We start from the raw sequence: 21,506 nt of genomic DNA on the forward strand, positions 1-21,506 counted from the left end.
TATATACAAATAGTTGCGGTCATAAATGCACAATTGATACATTTTGTATACTTTGTGGGTGGAAAAGGGTCGGCGTCTGGTGAGGGGGGGCGTGCGGCGTGGGGGCTCGCTCGCTGTAACGGGGTTTTTACCCGTTACAGCGTGTGCAGCTCGCACCTCGAGGCGCCGTAACGGGGTAGTTCCCGCTTACAGGCGTAGAACGGGGCGACTCAGGGGAGGTCGCGTACGCGGTAACGGGCCTTTTACCCGTTACCGCGTGTGCGGGGCGCTACTTCGAGCACCGTAACGGGGTAATTCCCGCTTACAGGCATGATACGGCGAGACCAAGGGGGGACCGCGCTCGCGCTAACCCGAAAAATCAGCGCAGCTTGGATTCGTTCGTTGTGAAGTACTCTTTTAATCCGGTGACGATAGCTTCTGCCGTGCGATTCTGCCACGTCTTGTTAAACATGTTGGCTTCCTCGCTCCCGTTGGTGAGATACCCCACTTCAACCAGCACGGCCGGTACTTGGCTATGGGTCAGTACTCTCCAATCTTTTTTCCGCACATCGCGATCATTGAAGTCTACACTTTTGACTAGTCTTTGGTGTATCGTATATGCCAATAGCACACTATCATCCGCATAGTAATACGTCTCCATTCCATGTACACTGGAGTCCTCGAAGGTATTGCCGTGAATCGAGATCAGCACATCAGCATTTAGGCGATTCGCATAAGCCGCCCGATCCTCTAATTCGATAAATGTATCGTCACTCCGCGTCATATGTGGTTCAAACATCGCTTCCTTCTTCAGCAATCGATAAACTTCTTCCGCAAGCGCGAGCGTATATTCCTTTTCATATTTGCCGCTTACCCCCTCTGCTCCGGGGTCTTCTCCTCCATGTCCAGCATCAATTACGATCGTGTACTTAGAATCAGATGCGCCAGCCATCGCCACTAGATAATCCTTGATCTGCAAGACCATATAACCGATCAGAAATAGAGAACACAGAAGGATCATCACTCTCTTAACACGATTACGTTTCTTCCTTCTTTTCTTCATAGCTTCTCCCTTTTGGTGATCAGGACAACCACCTTTCCATTATGTTCCTAGTATACAATGGCGTGCAGATTTATAGCGCATGTCTCCAGTGATCTTCATAGTAAAATCATTATTTGTAGAGTTGTGGCAGGCTATTCCCAGCTTGCAGGCGGCTTTTTTCGTTATCACCCGAGCCATGTATGCAAAAAAGCCATCAAAGTAATAACTACTCCAATGACTTTTTATGAAAATGAACCTGTGTTCTTATCCCAACGCGACATCAAGCACCATCATTACGGTGAATCCAAGAATACAGCCGATCGTAGCCAAGTCAGCGCTGGAATTCTTCCCATCGCGATTGCTGGACTGCGCTTCGGGAATCAACTCTTCCACCACGACAAAGATCATCGCGCCTGCCGCAAAGGCCAGTGCATAAGGCAGTATGTCCTGCACATAGATAACGAGCGCAGCACCGATAACACCTGCGATCGGCTCTACGATACCAGATGCTTGCCCATACATAAAGCTCTTCATTCTCGATAGGCCTTCACGTCTCAATGGAATCGAGACGGCGGCCCCTTCCGGAAAATTCTGAATTCCGATACCGATTGCTACAGCTAGAGCTGCCGTGATCGTGCCACCATTCAGATCATTCGCCGCTGCGCCGAAGGCGACACCAACTGCGAGCCCCTCCGGAATGTTGTGCAGTGTAATAGAGAGTACGAGCAGAATACTCCGCCGCAATCTCGTAGGAACCCCTTCGCTCTCCCCATGCCCAGCGTTCAAGTGCATATGTGGAATCAGCTTATCGGCCAACCATAAGAATGCCGCGCCGCTTAGAAAACCGATTGCTGCGATGAGCCAAGCTGGTAACGTTCTGCCTTCAGCCATCTCGATGGCTGGAGCTAGCAGCGACCAGAAGCTCGCGGCGATCATGACTCCTGCCGCAAAACCGAGCATCGTGTTGAGCACCTTCTGGTTAATCTCTTTAAAGAAGAACACCAGCGACGCTCCAAGCGCAGTGAGACCCCAAGTCCCCAAAGTGGCAATCAAGGCAAGTAGAATCGGATTCTGTACATCTAACCACTCCATCGACATAACCTCTTATATTTCGGGCAGATGCCCTTCTAGTAGTAGTAGCCCTTAATTTAGACTATATGCCGATCATTGGAATTGTCAATTCTTTATTGTGAAGTCATGTACTTACTTGAAATGCATAGATTGGCTGCTCCGCGCACATGGCGAGATGCTCTTTTCCTACCTCTCAGCTCCCTAGCTTGTTCTCAAGCTCCAGCACGGAGTCACTGCATATGATCGTACCGTTATTTTTCCCATTGCATATCTCTTTCATGGAACCTGGCTTATCGAAATTGAATACGTGAATCGGCAAGTTATAATCCCTGGCTAGTATAAATGCGGACTGATCCATCACCTTCAAATTACATCGGATGACATCATTATAGTGCAGCGACCTATACTTCACAGCATCCTGATTATACTTCGGATCGGCATTAAGCACTCCGTCCACCCCCTGCTTCGCAACTAGCAGCGCATCGCAGTTCACTTCAATCGCTCGCTGCACGGAAGGGTAATCCGTCGTTACGTATGGCTGCCCATTTCCTCCTGCAAATATAACAATATAACCTTTCTCTAGATGGTGAATAGCCTTCAAACGAATATAAGGTTCAGCTACGGAACTGATCGGTATAGCGGTCATCACTCGGACTTCCTTATTCGTCTTCGCCTTTAGAACACCGCGCAGCATTAAGCTGTTAATGACTGTGGCAAGCGTGCCAATGTTATCGGCCTCTGCTCGTTCAATGCCCCAGCTCTCTGCCATATTGCCGCGAAATATGTTCCCTCCCCCGATGACGAGACAAACTTCCACTCCCATGTTGACCACAGACATAATCTCGTTAGCGATGTGATCCAGTTTATCCGGCTCGAAGCCGAAGTCATTTGCGCCTGCTACCGCGCCGCCGCTCAGCTTGATGAGCACTCGCTTATACCTTGTCAATTCTCGCACCTCCAGATTAAATAAAAAACACTAAAGCTACAATCGCTTTAGTGTTTCAATGGAATGCAAATATAAGATAGCCTGCGTGCACTTCTTACGCTTCAATCTCATATTCTCACTCCCTCCATTTGTATGAATCCCATTTATTGTATTCATATTAGGTTGAAAATACAATACTCCACGGCAATTTCATCATTTATATCTTGGATTGCCCATCCATACCGCCGGAAGCGGACACACGGGACGTTATTTGTGACTTAAACCGCCAGTTTGCCGTACTCGCGGACCGTAGAGCCGTTATTTGACCGGAATTAGCACAAAATCGATCATTTTACAGCAAATAACGGATTCTGTGTCCGCTAAACTCCAAAAAAGTCTCATTATTACAAAATAGCGTCTCCTGTTTCCGTTCGAGCAACTAAGCGACTGAGCCACTGAGCGAGTTAGATCCTGGCCACATCTCTTATTTAGCGAAATACTGCCCATACCAAGCTGCCGCTGCGGTTACTTCGGTGAATGTGAGCTGGTGTCCAGCTCGTTCCCAGTGGATCTGAACAGCAGCGCCTGCTCCTGTGAGCAGCGCAGCCAGCTCCTCTGTTTCTTGAGCCGAACAGATCGGATCATTGACGCCGGCGCCGATAAAGCATGGTGTGCCGGTTAGATCAGGAAGCGTCACACCGCGACGCGGCACCATCGGATGATGGAGTATAGCACCCTTCAGCGAGCCTGGATGATGGAACAGGAGGCTTCCCGCGATATTCGCGCCGTTGGAGTAGCCCACGGCGACAAAGTTACTGCGATCCAATTGGTAATCCATCGCTACCTGATCCAAAAATTCATTCAGCTCTTTCGTGCGAAATACGAGATCTTCCTCGTCGAACACACCCTCCGCTAAGCGGCGAAAGAATCTCGGCATCCCCTGCTCCAGCACATTGCCTCTAACACTCAGCACGGCAGACGTTGGCGAGATCTCTTTCGCTAATGGCAGTAAGTCGTATTCATTGCCGCCCGTGCCATGGAATAGTACGAGAGTCGGAGCAAGCGGGTCCGTTCCTTTCTGAAATACATGCTTCATCATTTATCTTCCTCCAATACCCGCACTTCAATCGGCGGTAAATTCGCTATAATCTGTGGTCGGTATTCCTCATACCACGCTGGCAGCTTCAGCTCTTGACCGAGCGCTTCTGGTGACTCGTCGCGGGCAAAGCCCGGCGGGTCTGTCGCGATCTCAAACAAGATGCCACCCGCTTCACGGAAATAGATCGCATTAAAATATTGTCGATCCGCTACAGGCGTTGGATACAATCCGCTGTTCTCTACATGCTCTCTCCATAACGCATGCTCTTCATCATTCTTAGCGCGCCAGGCAATATGGTGCACAGTACCTGCACCGCTAATTCCTCTCGCTGCTGGTGATAAGTTGACATCGATGATATTGCCTAAGTCCCCCGAAGCTTTGAACCGCGCGTAACCATTTTCCTCGGCAATCTTCTCAAGGCCCAGTACTTGTGCCAACGCACGTTCAGTCTGTTCTGGAGCCAGGCTATAGAGTACAGCTCCACCAAATCCTTTAATAGCCTTATCCGCCGGAACGCCGCCATATGACCAATCGCTAAACGCTCCTTCTTCACGCTCCACGAGCTCAAGCTGCAGACCATCCACATCCTCGAATCGCAGAACCGTTTCGGAGAATCTCTCGCTTCTTACGACTGGAACATGGAACTTAGCCAGCCGTTCCTGCCAGAAATCAAGCGCGCCTAGGGGCACAGCATACGTCGTAATTCCAACCTGCCCACCGCCCACGCGACCTTTTCGGGAATCAGCCCATGGAAAGAACGTAATGATCGTCCCTGGACTCCCCAGTTCATCGCCAAAATACAAGTGATACACCTCAGGAGCATCAAAGTTAATCGTCTTTTTTACCAATCTTAGTCCAAGCACACCTGCATAAAAATCAACATTCGCCTGCGCGTCGCGTACAAAAGCTGTGATATGGTGAATACCTGCCGTTGGTTTAAGCATGCTTTTCACTCCTTGGATGATACGTTTAATAAATGTTAAATTCTTTGTTTTATATATCTTGATTTCAAGATACTTTAAATCAGTCTTTTTGTCAAGCTAGAAGGCCTTCTAGATGAATAGGCATAATGATCATGCAGCTGCGGCTGCAGGCATATCGTATGCTGCAGAGATACAGTCTCTGCTGGTGTAATCGGCATATCTGATTCAGCTCTCATCATCAACACAACTCGCTGAATATCGACATCAGTTGTCCGCTGATCCCAGCTTTAGAGCTCGTTCCATATAAGCGATTAACTCCTGCTCCCCTTCTATTCCTTCTGTGCTGAGCGATGACCATATCCATGTGATGGACGCTCCAAGCAGTGTACAGATCAGAGCCATTAATAGAATGAAATGAAGAGGGATTCCAGAGGAGGACAAGCTTGCCAATGTGACGATAACCACTGAGCTTGCAAATAAGCCTAATACCGAAAATATGTCCGTTAGCCCCTTGTACGTGCGAAAGGAAACGATCGTCTTGCCTTGCTTCGTCTTAATTCTCCCTACTGCCTTGTTAAAGATCGGGTTATTCCTTCTGATCTCGCCGTTTCGATATGATAGGCTGAATAAGCTGAATCGGGTCCATCCCTTTACATGCTCTATGCCATATTGGAGCGAGACAAAGTCTACATTCTCTTTAATAAAAGATATACATTCCTGTTTGGTATAGCCTGAAGTATAAGTTCGTTTCATGTTATCCCCCTATCTATCCGATCTAAAATATGATTTGCACATTTACTTTATTTTGGCTATAATCAATCCAATTAGCTGAAGGGGGCGTACGATATGTACACCAGCAATATAATCATGTCCCAACTTCATCATCACAAGCGGCGTTAGCACACCTGAACGATTCAGGGTGGGCTGACGCTATTCGCGTTGGCCTCCCTGCAGCATACAAGGCGCGCAGGACCAAGAGGTCCTGCGCGTTTTTTATTTTACCCCGACTATATTAGAGAGGAATGAACTGACATGCAAAATGTAAAAGGAACCTACGATTACTTCGGTAAAGAACAGGCGCTGCGCAAGCAAGTGCAGTCTGTGCTTCGGAACATGTTTGAGCTGTATGATTACGACGAGATGGACTCCACGATCTTAAATGAACTGGACCTGCTGACCTCCAAATACACAGGCGGCGACGAGATTGTGAAGGAGATGTACCAATTCAGCGATCAAGGCAATCGGAGCCTTGGGCTTCGGTATGATCTGACGATTCCCTTTGCGAAAGTTATCGCTTTGAATCCGGGAATTGAATTGCCATTTAGAAGATATGAGATCGGCAAGGTGTTTCGTGATGGCCCTGTCAAGCGCGGACGGCTGCGGGAATTTTTACAGTGTGATGTAGATGTAGTTGGAATTGCAGGCCCCGAAGCTGAAGCCGAGCTGATGCAGCTTGCCGTAGAAGCCTTTCGCAAGTTGGACATAGCCATTGTGCTGAAGTGGAACAATCGGCGATTTCTTGGTGAAGTGTTAGAGCGTATAGGCGTTCTCAAGCAAGATCTATTATCCGTGATGCTGACACTCGATAAGATCGCGAAGATCGGGAGCAGCGGCGTCATAGCGGAATTGCGCGCTAAAGGTCTGGAAGATGCCGTCACGAACACTGTGATGGAGCTGATTCAGATGGATAACCCAACATTTGAACGGATATGTGAGAAATATGGTCTGCAAAATAAACCCGGCACTCTAGAGGTCACTGCGCTTATGGAGCTGATTCAAGACATTGGACTGGAACAAGTCTGTATATTCGACCCCTTCTTATCTCGGGGATTGTCCTTCTACACAGGCACGGTCTATGAAATATTCGATGCTGCCAACAACTTTACTTCGAGCTTGGGCGGCGGCGGACGGTACGATGCCATCATCGGCCAATTGGTTGGGCGAGAAGATATCCAATATCCGACTGTGGGGCTGTCCTTCGGGATGGAGTCGATCATGGAAATGCTTGAAGGGCGCCAGATCGAGACGGCTCAAGCCGCAGTGGTCATCATCCCTATCGGAAACACACTTCCTAGCGTGTTGAACACTGCCGCTCAGCTTCGCAAGAACGAGATTCGCGTCTCCTGCGACACGAGCGGCCGCAAGCTGAAGAAGTCGCTTGCCTCCGTATCCGCGAAGGGAATACCATTTGTCATTTTAATAGGCGAAGATGAAGCTGCTCAAGATATGATACAGGTAAAGGACATGTCTCAGAATACCTCGTACACCGTTACCGTAGATGAGGCTATCCATTTCATATCGAAGTGTGAAATTTAAGCTCCGAACAAATTAGAGCTCTTGGCAGTAGGTAATGAGTACTCGCCCGCCACCAGGAGCTCATTTTCAATCGAGAATGCCCGCTTCCCTAAGATAACCGGTACACCGCAAACGGCTCTCCCTGTCGGAAAGGTTCGCTGATCGTCTCAAGTTCACGCATGAGGTCGGAACCAATCTGAACGGATACGCTCTTCAGATTAGCCTCTAGCTGATCCACACGAGTCGCGCCCACAATGACTGAAGACACGACAGGCTGATGCATGAGCCATGCCAATGACAGTGCACTGGAGGTGCAGCCATTGTCCTCCGCCAGCTTATTCACCTGTTGACCGAGTGATATCGTTTTATCATTAATGAATCGATTGAAGTTCGGATCTGTTTCCGCTCTAGATCCTGTTGGGGCACTGCCAATCTCAAGATATTTACCGCTCAATATGCCGCCTGCCAACGGAAAATACGGAATAATGCTGACGCCCTGATCCAGACACATCGGAATCAATTCCCGCTCCGGTGTTCGATCCGCGAGTGAATAGCAGGTCTGTGAGGATACGTATCGATTCCAGCCATGCCGATCACTGATGCCAAGCGCCTTCATAAACTCCCAAGCCGCATAATTGGATGCGCCTATGTATCTTACTTTTCCCGAAGTCACCATATCTTCTAGAGCTCGAAGCGTCTCCTCAAGTGGTGTGTAGGGATCAAAGGTATGGATCTGGTACAGGTCGACATAGTCGGTCTTTAACCGCTTCAAGCTCTGCTCCAGCTCTTGCTGCAGATGATAGCGTGAAGAACCGCGCTCGTTAGGACCCTTCCCTGTAGGCAAACCAGCCTTCGTGGCCAATACGACTTGATGGCGTTTACCCGCCAGCGCCTCGCCAATGATCCGCTCCGATTCGGTTCCGGCGTAGATATTCGCTGTATCGATGAAGTTGATCCCATGTTCGATAGCATGATGAATGATCTGGATTGAGGTTTCTTGATCCGCTCGTTTACCGAATGCATTGGTACCCAGTCCTAATGCGGATACTTCCAATCCGCTGCTCCCAAGACGGCGATAATTCACATGCAACAACTCCCCTGCAAAGTTTATGTAAATAGGATATCTCACTACAGTTAATGTCAGCCATATGTTAGCTGCGGCTATATGATAAACAGTGTACTTTACTTGTATACCTGTGTAAATGTCGCCTCGGGTGCTCGTTTGTTCATACGACTTGTTTGATCCGAGATGAATACTCCCGCTACGATCAGGAGGCCTCCCAACAAGGCATAAACTGTGATCGTCTCTTCCAGGATCATAGCAGAGGTCAGCATCGTGATGAGCGGCACTAAGTATATGAAATTGTTCGCGTTCACTGCGCCAATCTTCCATATCACCTTGTTCCACAGCAAGAAGCAGGCCGAAGAGGCTATGATACTTAGGAACAACAGGTTAGCGAGAATCCTGCCGTCATATAGAACAGTAAGATCCCACCGGAAGTCCGTAACGAACACCGCAGGCAGCATCGTCACGATGGAATAGAAAAATATTTTGCGTGTAATGTAGATGCCGTTATATCGAGTGCCAATTCTCTTAATTAATACGGAGTACATCGCCCATGAAGCAGCGCCTGCAATAGCCAGCATGTCTCCAAGAGGATTGAGCTTCAGCACGAAATGACCGTTGAAGATGACGAGAAACACACCGAGCATCGCAACGATAAATCCGAAGACCAAGCCTTTATTGAGCTTCTCGCTTCTAGTAAAGAAGTGAGCCATGATGGCCGTCAGCATCGGTGCGGTAGCGACAAGCAAGCCTACGTTGGAAGCAGTCGTATATTTTAAGGCATAATTCTCTGATAAGAAATATAAGGTTCCTCCAAATACACCTGCTCCGATAAAGAGAAGCTCCTCTCTGAAGCCACCCAGCTTATGAAACTTAGGATAGACCACGAACAGAGCCGCATAGGCTATCAAATAGCGATAGAACATAATCTCAACAGGGCTTAAGCTTTGAAGCAGCACTTTGGTAGATACATAGGTCGTACTCCATACGATGATGACGAGCAGAGCGATGACATAGTATAGGGTCTTGTTCTTCATATGACTTGCCTCCGTGATACATATGGACGAGGAATAATATTCCTAATCCTTACTATCATACTCTATCCATCACTCTAACGTAAGGCAGTACGTGAACTAATATTGGCTTTTCCTCATTCACAGTAAAAAAGGGCTGTAAACAGCCCTCTCTTACATTCCAACTTATTCGCTATTATCGGTTGTTATCTGCGTACACAGCCATTGCATCGCACATGAACTGGGCTAGGCCTTCTCCGAACTGATCGATATTTTTCGTAAAGCGCTCGTCAGCGACGTACATCTGACCCAATCCCTTAAACGCATCGAGTGAATAGTTGCCCATCTTGTTCAAGAGGTCGTACCATTCTTTGATCACTGCTTGTGAAGCTTCCGCTTCAGGCGCACCGTGGCGCAGAGCTGCGAGCTTCGTATACAGCTCATTGAAGGCGGCAGTGAACTCGCTCTGTTCACTCTTGGACATCTTGCCAATCTTGGCATTCGATTCGTCAACCGCTTGATCCCCCCAGCGTTCACGCGCTTCTTGTTCGTATGGATTGTGGCTGAAGTCAAAGCCTTCGAATTTTTCTTTATTAGACATCTGAATTTCTCCTTTCACATGTTGAATCGTCTTATCAATCGTCGTGATCATCTGATCCAAATGGCGACGCTTATCCAGCAGCATCTCCCGATGCAACAGAAGCGCCTCCTGTCGATCGAACGTGGGACTGCTGACAATCTGCTTAATCTTCTTCAAAGGGAATCCTAGCTCTCGAAAAAATAAAATCTGCTGCAGCAGCTCGAGATTATCATCGGAGTAGAGGCGGTAGCCTGATTCCGTTGTCTCTTCCGGAACTAACAACCCAATCTCATCATAATGGTGCAGTGTGCGCACACTGATTCCCACTAAGTCAGCTACTTCCTTCACTTTCATGTGATCCAGCCTCCCTTCAACATTTACTATAAAGTATCACGTAACGTGAGAGTCAATACATCGTTTTGAAAAATGTTGGAGCCATTTGGTGTGCTATAACAAAAAGACGCATTCGATAGGTCCGAATGCGTCTCTTGACTATGCGCTATGGCTATTACTTGCCTTGCAATTGCATCAGATGGTAGATCACCTGCGCTGCCTCAGCGCGAGTTGCGGAGGATAACGGTGCGAACACGCCGCCGTTTCTGCCCTTCATCAAGCCGAGTGCTGCCGCATCCTGAACAGCACTCTGTGCCCACGCAGGAATCGATGCTTGATCTGCGAACGCATGAGATTCCCCGCCGCTTAGCTTCGCCTCGGTGCCTTCCAGCATCTTAGCGACACGCGTGAGCATAACAGCCATCTCCGCGCGGGATACTGCGCGGTTCGGCTCGAACTTGTCGCTGGACACGCCTTGCACGAGTCCGCTTGCTACTGCTGCGTTCACGCTGTCCGCATACCACGCGGATGCGTCCACATCCGTAAATCCGCCGCCTTCAACGCTTGTCAGCCCTAGCAGGCGAACGAGCAGCGATACGAACTCGGCGCGAGTGATGTCTCTTGCAGGCTCGAAGCGCTGCTCGCTGACACCGTTAATGAGACGCTTCGCAGACAATTCTGCGATGACATCCGCCGCCCAGTGATTCGCTTGGATATCATCGTACTTCTTCAGGTAGGTGTATGCCGCATAAGTGCCTGCCTCATACACTTTGGCAGTCAGGCTGCCGTCCTTCACTTGACCGCCGATATACGACAGACTGCCATCCTCTTTCCATGCGTACCAGCTGGTCAGACGCGGGTCTGCCGTTTCAGGCAGCTTCATCGAAAGTGTGATGCCTGCCTTGAACTTCTCAATCTTATGTTCTTCGCCTTTAGCCGGCTTATTGATCAGATGGATGCCGACCAACACACTTGCTGCTGTCACATCTGCATACTGCTTCTTGCCATATGCCAACGCTGCGTTCTGTGCATCGCTTGCAGCTGGGTATGTGAAGCGAAGGATAAGCTCTCCGTCTTTATCTACGGCTTGCCATTCAGCAAGCATCGCTGCATCCAGCTTTACAGAACCGAATGCGGCATTAAGCGTAAAGCCCTTGTCCGCTGCTTTCTTCACAGCGTCCTTTGACAGCACCACTTCCGTTATGCCAGCGCCAGAAACATCCACTGACAGTGTACCGTCAGCGCTCTGTTTCATGGCATCCGCATCAACCTTCTGCGTAGTGGCATTGGAAGGGATGTTCGGTATTCCGAATCCGCCACCACCTCCACCAGGTGTTTCTGGGTTCTCACCGCCACCTGATTCTCCCTCCTTCGTAACTCTAAACGACTCAATAAGTACGATGGATTCCAGAGGTCCAATTGGGAGATTCCATTCCAATTTATAATTTCCAGGCTCCAAGGGATCGATGCTATGTTGATATGATTTTAAATTTAAACCGTCATTCGTAGTTGTCGCTCTCAGCGTCGTTCCTGCCTCATTCTTTACGTATACTGTCGGTCCAACTACCTTGCCGTTTGTGAATTGGCCATCATACGGGCGCTGTACTTGGTTGCTGTTGATCGTAAACATTTGATGCTCTTGTGCCGCGATTACTCTAACCAAGCTCCAATCTCCGCTATTTAATTGTACATCTCCTGTAATGGTAGCGACATTACCATATGATTTGTACGAAACATTCGACAGTTTCTTCTTATCTAACCTAGCCGTATTAATCAAAGACATTGGAGCTTTAACTTCAACATCTTCTTTCTTCCAAGTCTGAATCCACGGAGTTTCGTTGGCCTTTAGATCGAAAGTTTCCATGTAGATATCATATTGACCTGGTGTTACTAGGATTTTATTAATGGATTGATTAGCAACTTGATATAAATTGCTATCAAAAAGCGGTTGTACTTGATCAGCATTTTTAAACTCGACTCGTGATACATAGGGTGATGAAGCCACAGACGCATTAATCGTGATAGGCACAGCCGCTGCGACCCAATCCTTCATACTAACACTTACATCTCCGGTCGCCCCATCTATCTTCTGGCTAAGATAGATAGCCTCCCCCTCAGAATTTATATTCCTATTTTGGAGAAGTACACTTCCGACATCCCCGTATATGGTAAGGCTTTTGTTCGGATCAAATCGATTTACAAAATACTCTTGCCCATGAAGCATTGAGTGTGTATCAAATGTCGTAATAGATATTCGGCCTGTTCCAGTAGGGGCATCATCCACTACCTGAATATTGCCCTGATGCTCAGATAGAGGAATCTTGTCCAGCTGAAGCAGTTCCTCTCCGGATAGGATCAATTGCCGGACATAAGCTTCTGAATCCAAGTCATTAGCCAACAAACTTAGTACATAGGTTCCTTTGGGATTAATAAGCGCAGATATCCAGAGTTGTCCCTCCGCAGGAATAAGATAATATCGATCGCCATCTCGATATTGACCTTCACTTACTTCTTCCCACTCTGTCAAGTGGGCTTGTACTGGCATCATATAAGAATCCGTTATCTGCTTTGGCAATTCGATCGGGAGCTTTTTGTCGATTTTAGTCTTTTCATGTACCAACCGACTGACAAGGAAATCAGTATCCATCACGAGATCAACGACACCTGCTGGCAGATTCGTACTCAGCAGCTTCAGTCTATATTTACCTGGTTGTAGACCATCCGGCAATGGGAATTCATCGAGTTGATTCGTTACGATAGGCTGTCCGATTGGTTTACCCTCTAGTTCATACAACTGATATGTGTATTGCGTTGTAGTGGTCCCAGCCTCATGAGCGATATCATGAAGCCTCAGATTGGACTGACTATTCTCATAAGTAATGAATGCAAAACCTTCAATAACAGTAACAGCATTCCCTATAAAACTCTTATCGAATGGAAGCTCGATAGTAGCTGTATCAGGGGTAATATACTGTTCGAACTGATAAATATAGCCATTCTTCTTAAGAGACCAGCTGGTCATCAGCTTTTCCTTCTGCTGTATTACATGAAGACTCTCTGCTTCATAGTAAGGGGGATATCTATGTATACTGAATTTGGGTTGATCCGGCTTCCATACCTGTGGCAAAGTAATAACAGCGTTGTCTTGATGCAGCTTGATCGTGCCTTCATAATTTGGCTCAATTCGCTTATATAGTGCGTACCCTTCAGCGTTTAACTTATCGACCCCTGTAGCTGCAACCTTTACGGGAATGTTGGTTGCCAGCAAGATGTTGCTTTTGCCTTCCTTCAACGGCAGATACACGTCATCAGATATAAAGGTTATATCAACATACGATGACCAGTTGACTTGAAGTGCAGCATCGACCTCTATCTGAATCTGTCGAAGTTGTTCACTGTCAAAGTGCATATCCGAGTCTTTTTGGACTATCATTTTCTTGATATATAGGATTGGCGTCTTATCTGCATCCGTACCGCTGACCTTAACGATATATGTCTGCCCGTTCATAAGGTAAGCATTAGGAATAAATGCTTCTCCATTGTCAATTGTTGTCCGATATAGGAGTCTGTATGAAGGCTCATAATCATCGTAATCATAGTTGGAAGTATTCTGGTAAATGGCAACCTCGCCGTTAGACAGCTTATTCCCTGCGCGGTCCTCTGCAGTGATGAGGTAGCCATTAAGAACTTTATCCGGATGAGTGCTGGTGAAGCTGTACTCCGTTGATATCGGCTCAGCACCAGGATAGTTAAACGTATACTTTAAGGTATAGTCTCCGCTCTCCAGATAGGCATTAACATCTAACTGAATCAGTGGTAAGAAACCACTATTCCAAGAGTGAACCACTTTACCCTTCTGGATCAGTTCTACCTTGAAAGGAGAGCCGTCGCCTGAATGTTCAAAATAGGTTAAATTGAACGACCCATAAGTTATATCTGGTTTAATAAAGGAATATGGGGTGCCTAAGTTAAGTGTGGTTTGCACTTGGAGTTTGTCAGGCACTATTTTCTCAAAATGCATGTCATTCTGGATATGGAATCCCCTAGACTCCCACTTAGCAAAGTAGCTCTTATTACCAGCGCCTATTGTTTGATCATTAAGCACGACATGATATGAGCCTTTAGTAACTAAGATCTCATTATTAGTCGGACGATTATGATCGCTGACGAATAACGACATACTATCTGTATTACTGTTCGAGTGCCTGTACACCTCATTCGATGCTATTTGGATTGACGTCTTATCATTAATTTTCAATTTTACAGCATTGGCTCTACCCTTTGAAAAGTCGATTATCGGATTACCCTTCATATTTATCTGTTCTGATAAGAACAGCGGCCCATCAAGCTGCTTAATCCAGGTAGCTTTCAATTCAGGTAGCGGCGTAAGTACGGCTGAAACTGAATTATTGTTATAATATTGAGTATTCATGATGTATTTGGCTTGTCCTGACTTGTCTAAGTATTGATAGTATACATCCCCGCCTTGATTGCGCACTTCGTCTGCTAAGGTAAGCTTGAAGTTTGATTGATCCTCAGTCTTCCACTCTGTAAGATTAGCCAGTTCCCAACCTTTGAGCTCTTTGACATCAAGAAATACAACATTTCCATAGGGATCAGACTGTTGACTGTACATCGTCTGCCGAAGCACATCGTATGTGCCATAGGTATCTACAACGACCGAGCTTAGATCCGTTCCGTCTCTGTATTGCGGAGCGATAACAGATTGTTGATCATAGATAGCAAACTGTGTTCCACCAGCAGTGTACCCCTCCAACGCCCCCAGATCTATGCTAGCCGGCCCCTGCGACTTACTGTTCGTACCCGCCTCAGCCTGAACCTGAGGCTCTACTTGCTCAATTGCTTGATCCTGCTCCTGCTGCTGGATCAGCTCTGACAGTTCAATCTGCTCTTCAGCCCGCACTGCTCCTACCGGCCCTAATAATGAGCCTATTAGCACCCCAACAAGGACCATACTTATCATTCTCTTAAAGCGCTTCCATTCCATTCTGCCCATGGATCTCCTAGCACCTCACTCGATGTATTTATTGGATATGCAAAATTACCCATATATACTATACATCATACCTTGAAATGCGACGCTTATCTACCATATCTTTCTTTTTGTGGGACTATACGATTATAGAATGCTATATTCGAAGCTCCATATTTGCTCCCACAGAGCTATATCGTCTCCAGCTTATCCTTGTTTGACGCCTGACTGCGTTTCCAGAGCTGATGCAGGCCTAACGTCACAGCAAGAAATACAGCATAAGTACCGATCGTGATCATACTATTTCGCGGGTTGGTCATCAGATTGTCGCCGACCACAGCAAACAGCAGCATCAACGGAGCTTTGCCGATCAAAGAAGCAATGGCGTATGACGTAAAGGAAACACGGCTTAATGCGGAATACGTGTTAATCATAATTGAAGGAATGAATGGAAGGAGTCGGGAGAACAGGATCGTCACGAACGCATTTTTTTCGAACAATACCGTTACTTTGTCTATGCTCTTGTGACTGTGCAGAATCTTGTCGCCCCATTCTTGATACCCATAGCGAACCAATAGGAAAATTAAGAGCGAAGCAGCCGCTGAACCCGACCAGATGATGAAAGCACCTAACGCAGGACCGTATGCAGCCCCGATCACTCCGCCAACTAGAGGATAGGGAACGATCGGAAATAACGCCAGCAACGTCGCGATAGCGATCACGATGCCTACATGGTCTGATTCCCGAACCCAGGATAAGATGACATCCCCATATATGTATATAAGATAGGCGACACCTATATAGAAGATTGCTAGGCTTATTTTCTTGAACATATACCGTCCCCCGCAAAAGTATACATCCATATTACCATAACATGAAGCGTCTAATCTCTTAGTGAACAGGTGTATCATGATACCGCAACAGCATACAATTACTGTTAATATAATATGTGAGATTATATACTTAAAATTTATAGGATTGCATGCTATTATTCGACTAGCTGGAAGATTATCGAAAACGAATTGAATCAACTATTATTCAACAAGGCAGGGATAATTGATGAAAAAGCTAATCATTGGAGTTACTGGGGTTGTTGTCGTTGCGCTTGGGGCTTATTTGTTTACAGCATCTGTTGGACAAGAAGGAACGAGCAAAGTCGCGTCAAGTGACATTAAGCAGATGGTACAGGACTTCAGCTCAGGCAATAGCACAGCCAAAACGGCTTCTATTACATCCAAGGAACTCAAGGTAGTTCAACAAGATCCAAAAGAAACGACCTATGCTTTGCCTGATGATGAATTTTTCGTTTCTATCGCTCCATACGTAAATGAAACGCACCCTTGTGCGATCCACAACTTGGTCTCTTGCCGTGGTGAAATGGCGAACGAACAATTCGATGTGTACATTGAAGACGCTGACGGAAATGTGGTACTAGATCAAACGATCCAATCGCAACCCAATGGATTTATTGACCTATGGATCCCGCGCGATAAAGAACTCAAAGTAAAGATCACCCATGATGGAAAAACGTCGGAGTCAGAAATTTCAACATTTGAACAGGATAATACATGCATCACGACGATGCAGCTTGCATAACCATTCACAACAGCATACGTCCAGCATGACATGACCAAGCCCATACTACACTTCTCAGGAGTATGGGCTATCTTCTTATTTACGCTGCACACGACAAGCACCACAAGCTCGTGCCCTTTTCGAGTCGGCGCGGCCTGGTAAATGAGTTAACGGGGATTTAGCCAGTTACAGAGCGAGTATTCATGTCGTGAGACACGATAACGGGGAATTACCGTCTTACAGAAGCATGACTACGAGTTGGTGCGGCTCGGAAGGTGCGCTAACGGGGATTTTGCCAGTTACAGAGCGAGAATCCATGCCGTGAGACACGATAACGGGTAATTACCGTCTTACAGGAGCATGACTACGAGTTGGCGCAGCTCGGAAGGCGAGCTAAAGGGAATTTTCATTCATTTTCCGATGCACGATCACCCATACTCGCACAGGCTACAAGTCAATTAATTCACATATCAAAAAATAGCCGCCACCCTGCCGCACAGAGCAGCAAAGCAGCGACTTCGTCAGCCAGCCAAGCTAAGCCCTCTATTCCGGCAAATGCTCCTTGCAGAATGCAGCTACAGCCTCTTCCTCTTCCGGCTCCATATCGAAATCAAGATACTCATTCGTCGATCCCTCATAGAAATCGTACTTCGCGATGCGCGACACTTCACCATCCACCATGAAGATCGCTCTAATAAATACGCCGTTCTCCGAGTACAACTCATCTTCCTCTGGTACATCCAGATCAAGTACAAACTCATAGCGCTCACCGGATAAGATTCCGAATGGATCTCTTATAGGTTCAACGCTGTATTCTTTAATGTTCAGCATGTTCTCATCCCTTCCGTCACATTACGTACTATTATACACCTTAACCACTCAAGCCCTATCTTATAAAATGAAAAGCCAGCCCCTCTCACTGCAACTGCGCGAAAGGAGCCAGCTCCATACATAGAATTTGCTATAACGATCGATATGATCGATTATACTTGAACCGTCCAGCCAAATGAATCTTCGACCTTGCCGCTCTGGATACCCGTCACCGCATCATACAGCTTCTTGGACACCTCGCCCGTCGAGCCTCCGCCAATGACAAGCTTCTCGTCATGGTAGTACAGCTCGCCAACCGGCGAGATCACAGCCGCCGTCCCCGTGCCGAACGCTTCTTCGAGCGTACCGTTATGCTGCGCTTCAACCAGCTCATCAATCGATATTCTACGCTCTTCAACAGGGATATTCCAATGCTTCAGCAATTGGATAACCGAATCTCTCGTAATACCTGCCAGGATGCTTCCGTTCAGCTCAGGCGTGATTACCTTGCCGCCAATCTTGAAGAACACGTTCATGCTGCCTACTTCTTCAATATATTTGCGGTGAACGCCGTCCAGCCAGAGCACCTGAGAATAGCCCTTCTCCGAAGCTTCCTCCTGCGCCTTCAAACCTGCAGCATAGTTGCCTGCTGTCTTCGCACTGCCGACGCCGCCCTTAACTGCGCGAACATATTCCGACTCAACATGAATCGAGACGGGATTAATGCCTTCAGCATAGTAGGATCCTACCGGCGACAGAATGATCATGAACTTGTACTGGCGGGAAGGTGCTACGCCAAGCGCGGGCTCAGTCGCCACGATGAACGGACGAATATAGAGTGATGTGCCTGCAGCAGACGGAATCCACTCTTGATCAACCTCAACCAGCTGCTTCAACCCATCCAATACCAGCTTCTCATCCAGCTGAGGAATGCTTAGGCGGTTGTTGGAAAGATTAAGACGCTTGAAATTCTGCTGCGGACGGAACAACAAGACACGTCCATCCTCTGTCCGATAAGCCTTCAACCCTTCAAATACACTCTGACCATAGTGGAAGATCTTAGCCGCAGGGTCAACCGATATCGGTTGATAAGGTACGATTCGTGGATGATGCCAACCTTCACCAGCATCATAATCCATAATAAACATATGGTCAGTGTAGTACTTACCGAAACCGAGCTTCTCAGAATCCGGCTTCTGCTTCTTGTTTGTCGAAAGCTCAACTGTAATTTGCTGCGTCATCTTGAACACCTTTCCTTTACCTGTAAATTTATTAATTGAATAATAGCAAATCCCTTAATATATTTAAAATATCTGTTTTATATTCTAAACATATATCTAAGGTATTATTGAGGTGAACATATCGGATGGATATGCGACAACTCCGTTATTTTCTCACGGTTGCTGATGAAGGACAAGTTACAAGCGCGGCCAAGCTATTAAATATGGAACAGCCTCCACTAAGCCGCCAGCTAAAGCTGATGGAGCAAGAGCTGGGTGTAAGCTTGTTCGATCGAAGCGGCAAACGGCTTAAGCTCACACACGCTGGTGAATTATTGCGTCAAAGGGCTGAAGCCCTCTTATTACAGTTTAACGAAACTATCAAAGAAGTCAAAGAGCTGGATGAGGGCATTCATGGCGTTCTGGCTATAGGATCGGTCGTTTCCTGCATTTCTCTCCTGCCGCAAGCCATTAAACAGTTCCAAGAGAAGTACCCTCAAGTTACGTACAAGATACAAGAAGGCGACCACTTTCTTCTTAGCGAGCAGATGGAGCGGCGCAAGATCGAATTCATCATCACTCGACTTCCATTCGAAGCCACAGTTAATCCAGAGCGTTATTCAATTGTTAGACTGCCGTCTGATCCTTTCGTCGCTCTGCTTCCAAGTCAGTGGAATTCGATCCCCGACCAGCAATCGATGAGCATTCATGAACTGGCGCAGTATCCTTTCCTATCCTTGAAGACCGATCTAACCAAGTGGATGCACGAAAAGGTGATGAGTGAGTTCAAGAAGCATGGCTTCGAGCCCCCAGTTCTGTGCGAATGCTCAAGCGTAGCGATCATCTTAGCCTTTGTAGCAGCAGGCATAGGCGTGACGATTCTGCCGAAGTCCGTGATGTCCTCCTTCTCGCTGTCGAATATTAAGATGTACGATATAACCAACACCGACTTTGAATCCGAGGTAGGCATTGTTTGGCTGAAGGATCGATATCTCTCCAAGAGCGCTCAACATTTTATCGATACGTTTTCGAGCCATTGCACACCAACAACAAGTTGATCCCTAGAAAGCCAAACAGCATCCAACAGTGTCTAAGTAATTTTCATTTTTGTCCTATATTTCTATTTTACGCCTAATATGAAGATGGAGGTAAAGTATTTTTCGTTCTTATGTATGGGTATGTGAAAATGGATTAGAAGGAATAACACCTGGAGAGTAACGGCTCATGTACCCCGTTATAGTGGGGTACATGAGTTCCGTGGTGAGAAATATATATTGCAGTGCTTGCCTAACAGCAATCCAGTACTGGCGCGTACAGCGGCAGCGGGAACCAGCCCTGCGGGCATTGGCTCTGAACAGCGGATGGCATCCACTCGGAATACGTGCTGAGCGGAGAGAATAGGAATGCGATTGCTTCCCGCTTCGACATGCTCACATCCGCTGTAATATCCGCAGTATGCTCTTCGTGGCGGTTCACGGTGATCTGGTTGCTGTTCACGATGACTTCCACCGTTTCACAGCCTTCTATGCGCAGCGTGAACTTGCCGTCTTGCAGCGTCGTGTAAGACGCCTTGCACTTCATAAACGCTTCAATAACAGCGGAAAAATTCATCACATTATAGCTTTGATGATGACCGACCGAATACATGTCGGACACATCGCCCAAGATCGCGAGCTTCTCCCGATCATAAGCCGGCAGGGTGAAATGTAGCGAATTCAGCCCAAACTTGGCTGCCAACGCTTTACTTACCACTGGCAGGCTCGACTGCTCGAGCAGCTCAATCTCTTGGATAGCTCCGCCCGTCTTCGACAAGGCCACATACCCTGCGAATGCTCCGTCGCGCAGGATGGCGTATGGACTTGAGTTCCAAGTCTGCAGGATCGTCACGAACTGCTCCTTGCTTCTGGCTCCACTGACGATGCCCTGCTCATATAATGCGTATGCCGCGTCCAACCATGGAGACACGTCGGACAATGGCTCGAACTGTACCGCGCTGGCATCCAGCCCGCTGTACTTGTGACGAATATTATCGGCAGTCAGCGTGAAGTCCAGCTTCACTCCTGCTGGTTCATAGCCGAAATATTCGTACCGCTGACGTTGTCCCCCCAACATGCTGATAGCATATCCCTGTGCCTTCATGTCGTCCAGCGCCATGTTGAGCAGCTTATTCATGTAGCCCTTGCCCCGCGCACGCGGATGGGCGGACACTGTACCCACACAGCCTGCTTTCAACTCTATGCCTGCTACGTTAAAGGTTACGGGGAGCACGCAGACCATCGCTCTGATCTTGCCGTCCTCTTTCACCAGATAGTGATACTGCTGTGTATCCTGACCATCCCCATACAGCTTCGGAATCAACTGCGCGAAGTTATGCGGGCCTGAGGAAGCACTGAAGATATAATCCGCAAAGTCCACTATATTCAGAGCATCCTCTCGGGAGCCCTTAACGAACATTTCCATGTGTAAACCTCCATCCATACGATTTAAATATAGAAGAACAGTAATCCAAGGAAAAGGAACTCCTCTCCTAGACTACTGTGTTATTCATGAATGTTTGCAATTCTATATGAAGCTTACCATCA

At 47.3% G+C, this 21,506-nt stretch carries 18 protein-coding genes; 3 read left to right on the forward strand and 15 right to left on the reverse strand.

What is annotated here, in order from left to right; translation table 11 throughout:
• Positions 1-358: 358 nt before the first annotated feature.
• The 7 genes from ACXX53_RS14695 to ACXX53_RS14725 form a co-directional block, all read right to left on the reverse strand.
• A complete protein-coding gene (locus ACXX53_RS14695; RefSeq protein ID WP_458569411.1) occupies positions 359-1,042 on the reverse strand; it encodes an N-acetylmuramoyl-L-alanine amidase family protein in 684 nt (227 codons plus the stop codon).
• 243 nt (positions 1,043-1,285) lie between these two features.
• On the reverse strand, positions 1,286-2,113 hold the full coding sequence (locus tag ACXX53_RS14700; RefSeq protein ID WP_458569412.1) for a ZIP family metal transporter: 828 nt from the start codon (positions 2,111-2,113) through the stop codon (positions 1,286-1,288).
• Between the two features lie 172 nt (positions 2,114-2,285).
• Positions 2,286-3,038: a UMP kinase gene (gene pyrH / locus ACXX53_RS14705; RefSeq protein ID WP_458569413.1), complete on the reverse strand. Its 753-nt coding sequence runs from the start codon at positions 3,036-3,038 to the stop codon at positions 2,286-2,288.
• Between the two features lie 463 nt (positions 3,039-3,501).
• The gene (locus tag ACXX53_RS14710) at positions 3,502-4,113 is read right to left on the reverse strand and encodes an alpha/beta hydrolase (RefSeq protein WP_458569613.1); all 612 of its coding nucleotides are present in this window, start codon (positions 4,111-4,113) and stop codon (positions 3,502-3,504) included.
• Positions 4,113-5,060, reverse strand: a complete 948-nt coding sequence (locus ACXX53_RS14715) for a ring-cleaving dioxygenase (protein ID WP_458569414.1) — start codon at positions 5,058-5,060, stop codon at positions 4,113-4,115. Before ACXX53_RS14715 ends, ACXX53_RS14710 begins: the two co-directional genes overlap by 1 nt.
• Before the next feature lie 74 nt (positions 5,061-5,134).
• Positions 5,135-5,275 carry a hypothetical protein gene (locus ACXX53_RS14720; protein WP_458569415.1) on the reverse strand — a complete coding sequence of 47 codons (141 nt, stop codon included), beginning with the start codon at positions 5,273-5,275 and terminating at the stop codon, positions 5,135-5,137.
• A 28-nt stretch (positions 5,276-5,303) separates the two neighbouring features.
• Positions 5,304-5,792 (reverse strand): hypothetical protein, encoded by a 489-nt coding sequence (locus ACXX53_RS14725; RefSeq protein WP_458569416.1) that lies wholly within the window; start codon positions 5,790-5,792, stop codon positions 5,304-5,306.
• A gap of 279 nt (positions 5,793-6,071) precedes the next feature.
• On the opposite strand from ACXX53_RS14725, the gene ACXX53_RS14730 reads away from it, so the two are divergent.
• The gene (locus ACXX53_RS14730) at positions 6,072-7,355 is read left to right on the forward strand and encodes a histidine--tRNA ligase (RefSeq protein WP_458569417.1); all 1,284 of its coding nucleotides are present in this window, start codon (positions 6,072-6,074) and stop codon (positions 7,353-7,355) included.
• Between the two features lie 88 nt (positions 7,356-7,443).
• Here ACXX53_RS14730 and ACXX53_RS14735 read toward each other — a convergent pair whose 3' ends face one another.
• The 5 genes from ACXX53_RS14735 to ACXX53_RS14755 form a co-directional block, all read right to left on the reverse strand.
• On the reverse strand, positions 7,444-8,418 hold the full coding sequence (locus ACXX53_RS14735; protein ID WP_458569418.1) for an aldo/keto reductase: 975 nt from the start codon (positions 8,416-8,418) through the stop codon (positions 7,444-7,446).
• 98 nt (positions 8,419-8,516) lie between these two features.
• Complete coding sequence (locus ACXX53_RS14740) at positions 8,517-9,437, reverse strand: DMT family transporter (RefSeq protein WP_458569419.1); 921 nt, start codon at positions 9,435-9,437, stop codon at positions 8,517-8,519.
• Positions 9,438-9,609: 172 nt separating this feature from the next.
• Entirely contained in the window at positions 9,610-10,347 is a 738-nt protein-coding gene (locus tag ACXX53_RS14745) for a MerR family transcriptional regulator (protein ID WP_458569420.1), read from the reverse strand.
• A gap of 154 nt (positions 10,348-10,501) precedes the next feature.
• Positions 10,502-15,334, reverse strand: a complete 4,833-nt coding sequence (locus ACXX53_RS14750) for an S-layer homology domain-containing protein (RefSeq protein WP_458569421.1) — start codon at positions 15,332-15,334, stop codon at positions 10,502-10,504.
• Positions 15,335-15,510: 176 nt separating this feature from the next.
• A complete protein-coding gene (locus ACXX53_RS14755) occupies positions 15,511-16,152 on the reverse strand; it encodes a TVP38/TMEM64 family protein (RefSeq protein WP_458569422.1) in 642 nt (213 codons plus the stop codon).
• A 226-nt stretch (positions 16,153-16,378) separates the two neighbouring features.
• On the opposite strand from ACXX53_RS14755, the gene ACXX53_RS14760 reads away from it, so the two are divergent.
• Positions 16,379-16,915, forward strand: coding sequence for a CueP family metal-binding protein (locus ACXX53_RS14760; protein WP_458569423.1), 537 nt, complete (start codon positions 16,379-16,381; stop codon positions 16,913-16,915).
• 522 nt (positions 16,916-17,437) lie between these two features.
• On the opposite strand, the gene ACXX53_RS14765 is transcribed toward ACXX53_RS14760, so the two are convergent.
• Together ACXX53_RS14765 and ACXX53_RS14770 are read right to left on the reverse strand one after the other, a co-directional pair.
• Positions 17,438-17,725: a DUF6509 family protein gene (locus ACXX53_RS14765; protein ID WP_458569424.1), complete on the reverse strand. Its 288-nt coding sequence runs from the start codon at positions 17,723-17,725 to the stop codon at positions 17,438-17,440.
• Between the two features lie 152 nt (positions 17,726-17,877).
• A complete protein-coding gene (locus ACXX53_RS14770; protein ID WP_458569425.1) occupies positions 17,878-18,945 on the reverse strand; it encodes a branched-chain amino acid aminotransferase in 1,068 nt (355 codons plus the stop codon).
• A 125-nt stretch (positions 18,946-19,070) separates the two neighbouring features.
• Between ACXX53_RS14770 and ACXX53_RS14775 the strand changes: the two genes are divergently transcribed.
• Positions 19,071-19,982 carry a LysR family transcriptional regulator gene (locus tag ACXX53_RS14775; RefSeq protein WP_458569426.1) on the forward strand — a complete coding sequence of 304 codons (912 nt, stop codon included), beginning with the start codon at positions 19,071-19,073 and terminating at the stop codon, positions 19,980-19,982.
• Between the two features lie 229 nt (positions 19,983-20,211).
• On the opposite strand, the gene ACXX53_RS14780 is transcribed toward ACXX53_RS14775, so the two are convergent.
• On the reverse strand, positions 20,212-21,384 hold the full coding sequence (locus ACXX53_RS14780) for a GNAT family N-acetyltransferase (protein WP_458569427.1): 1,173 nt from the start codon (positions 21,382-21,384) through the stop codon (positions 20,212-20,214).
• Positions 21,385-21,506 lie beyond the last annotated feature (122 nt).

This window comes from Paenibacillus marinisediminis, from assembly GCF_054343325.1.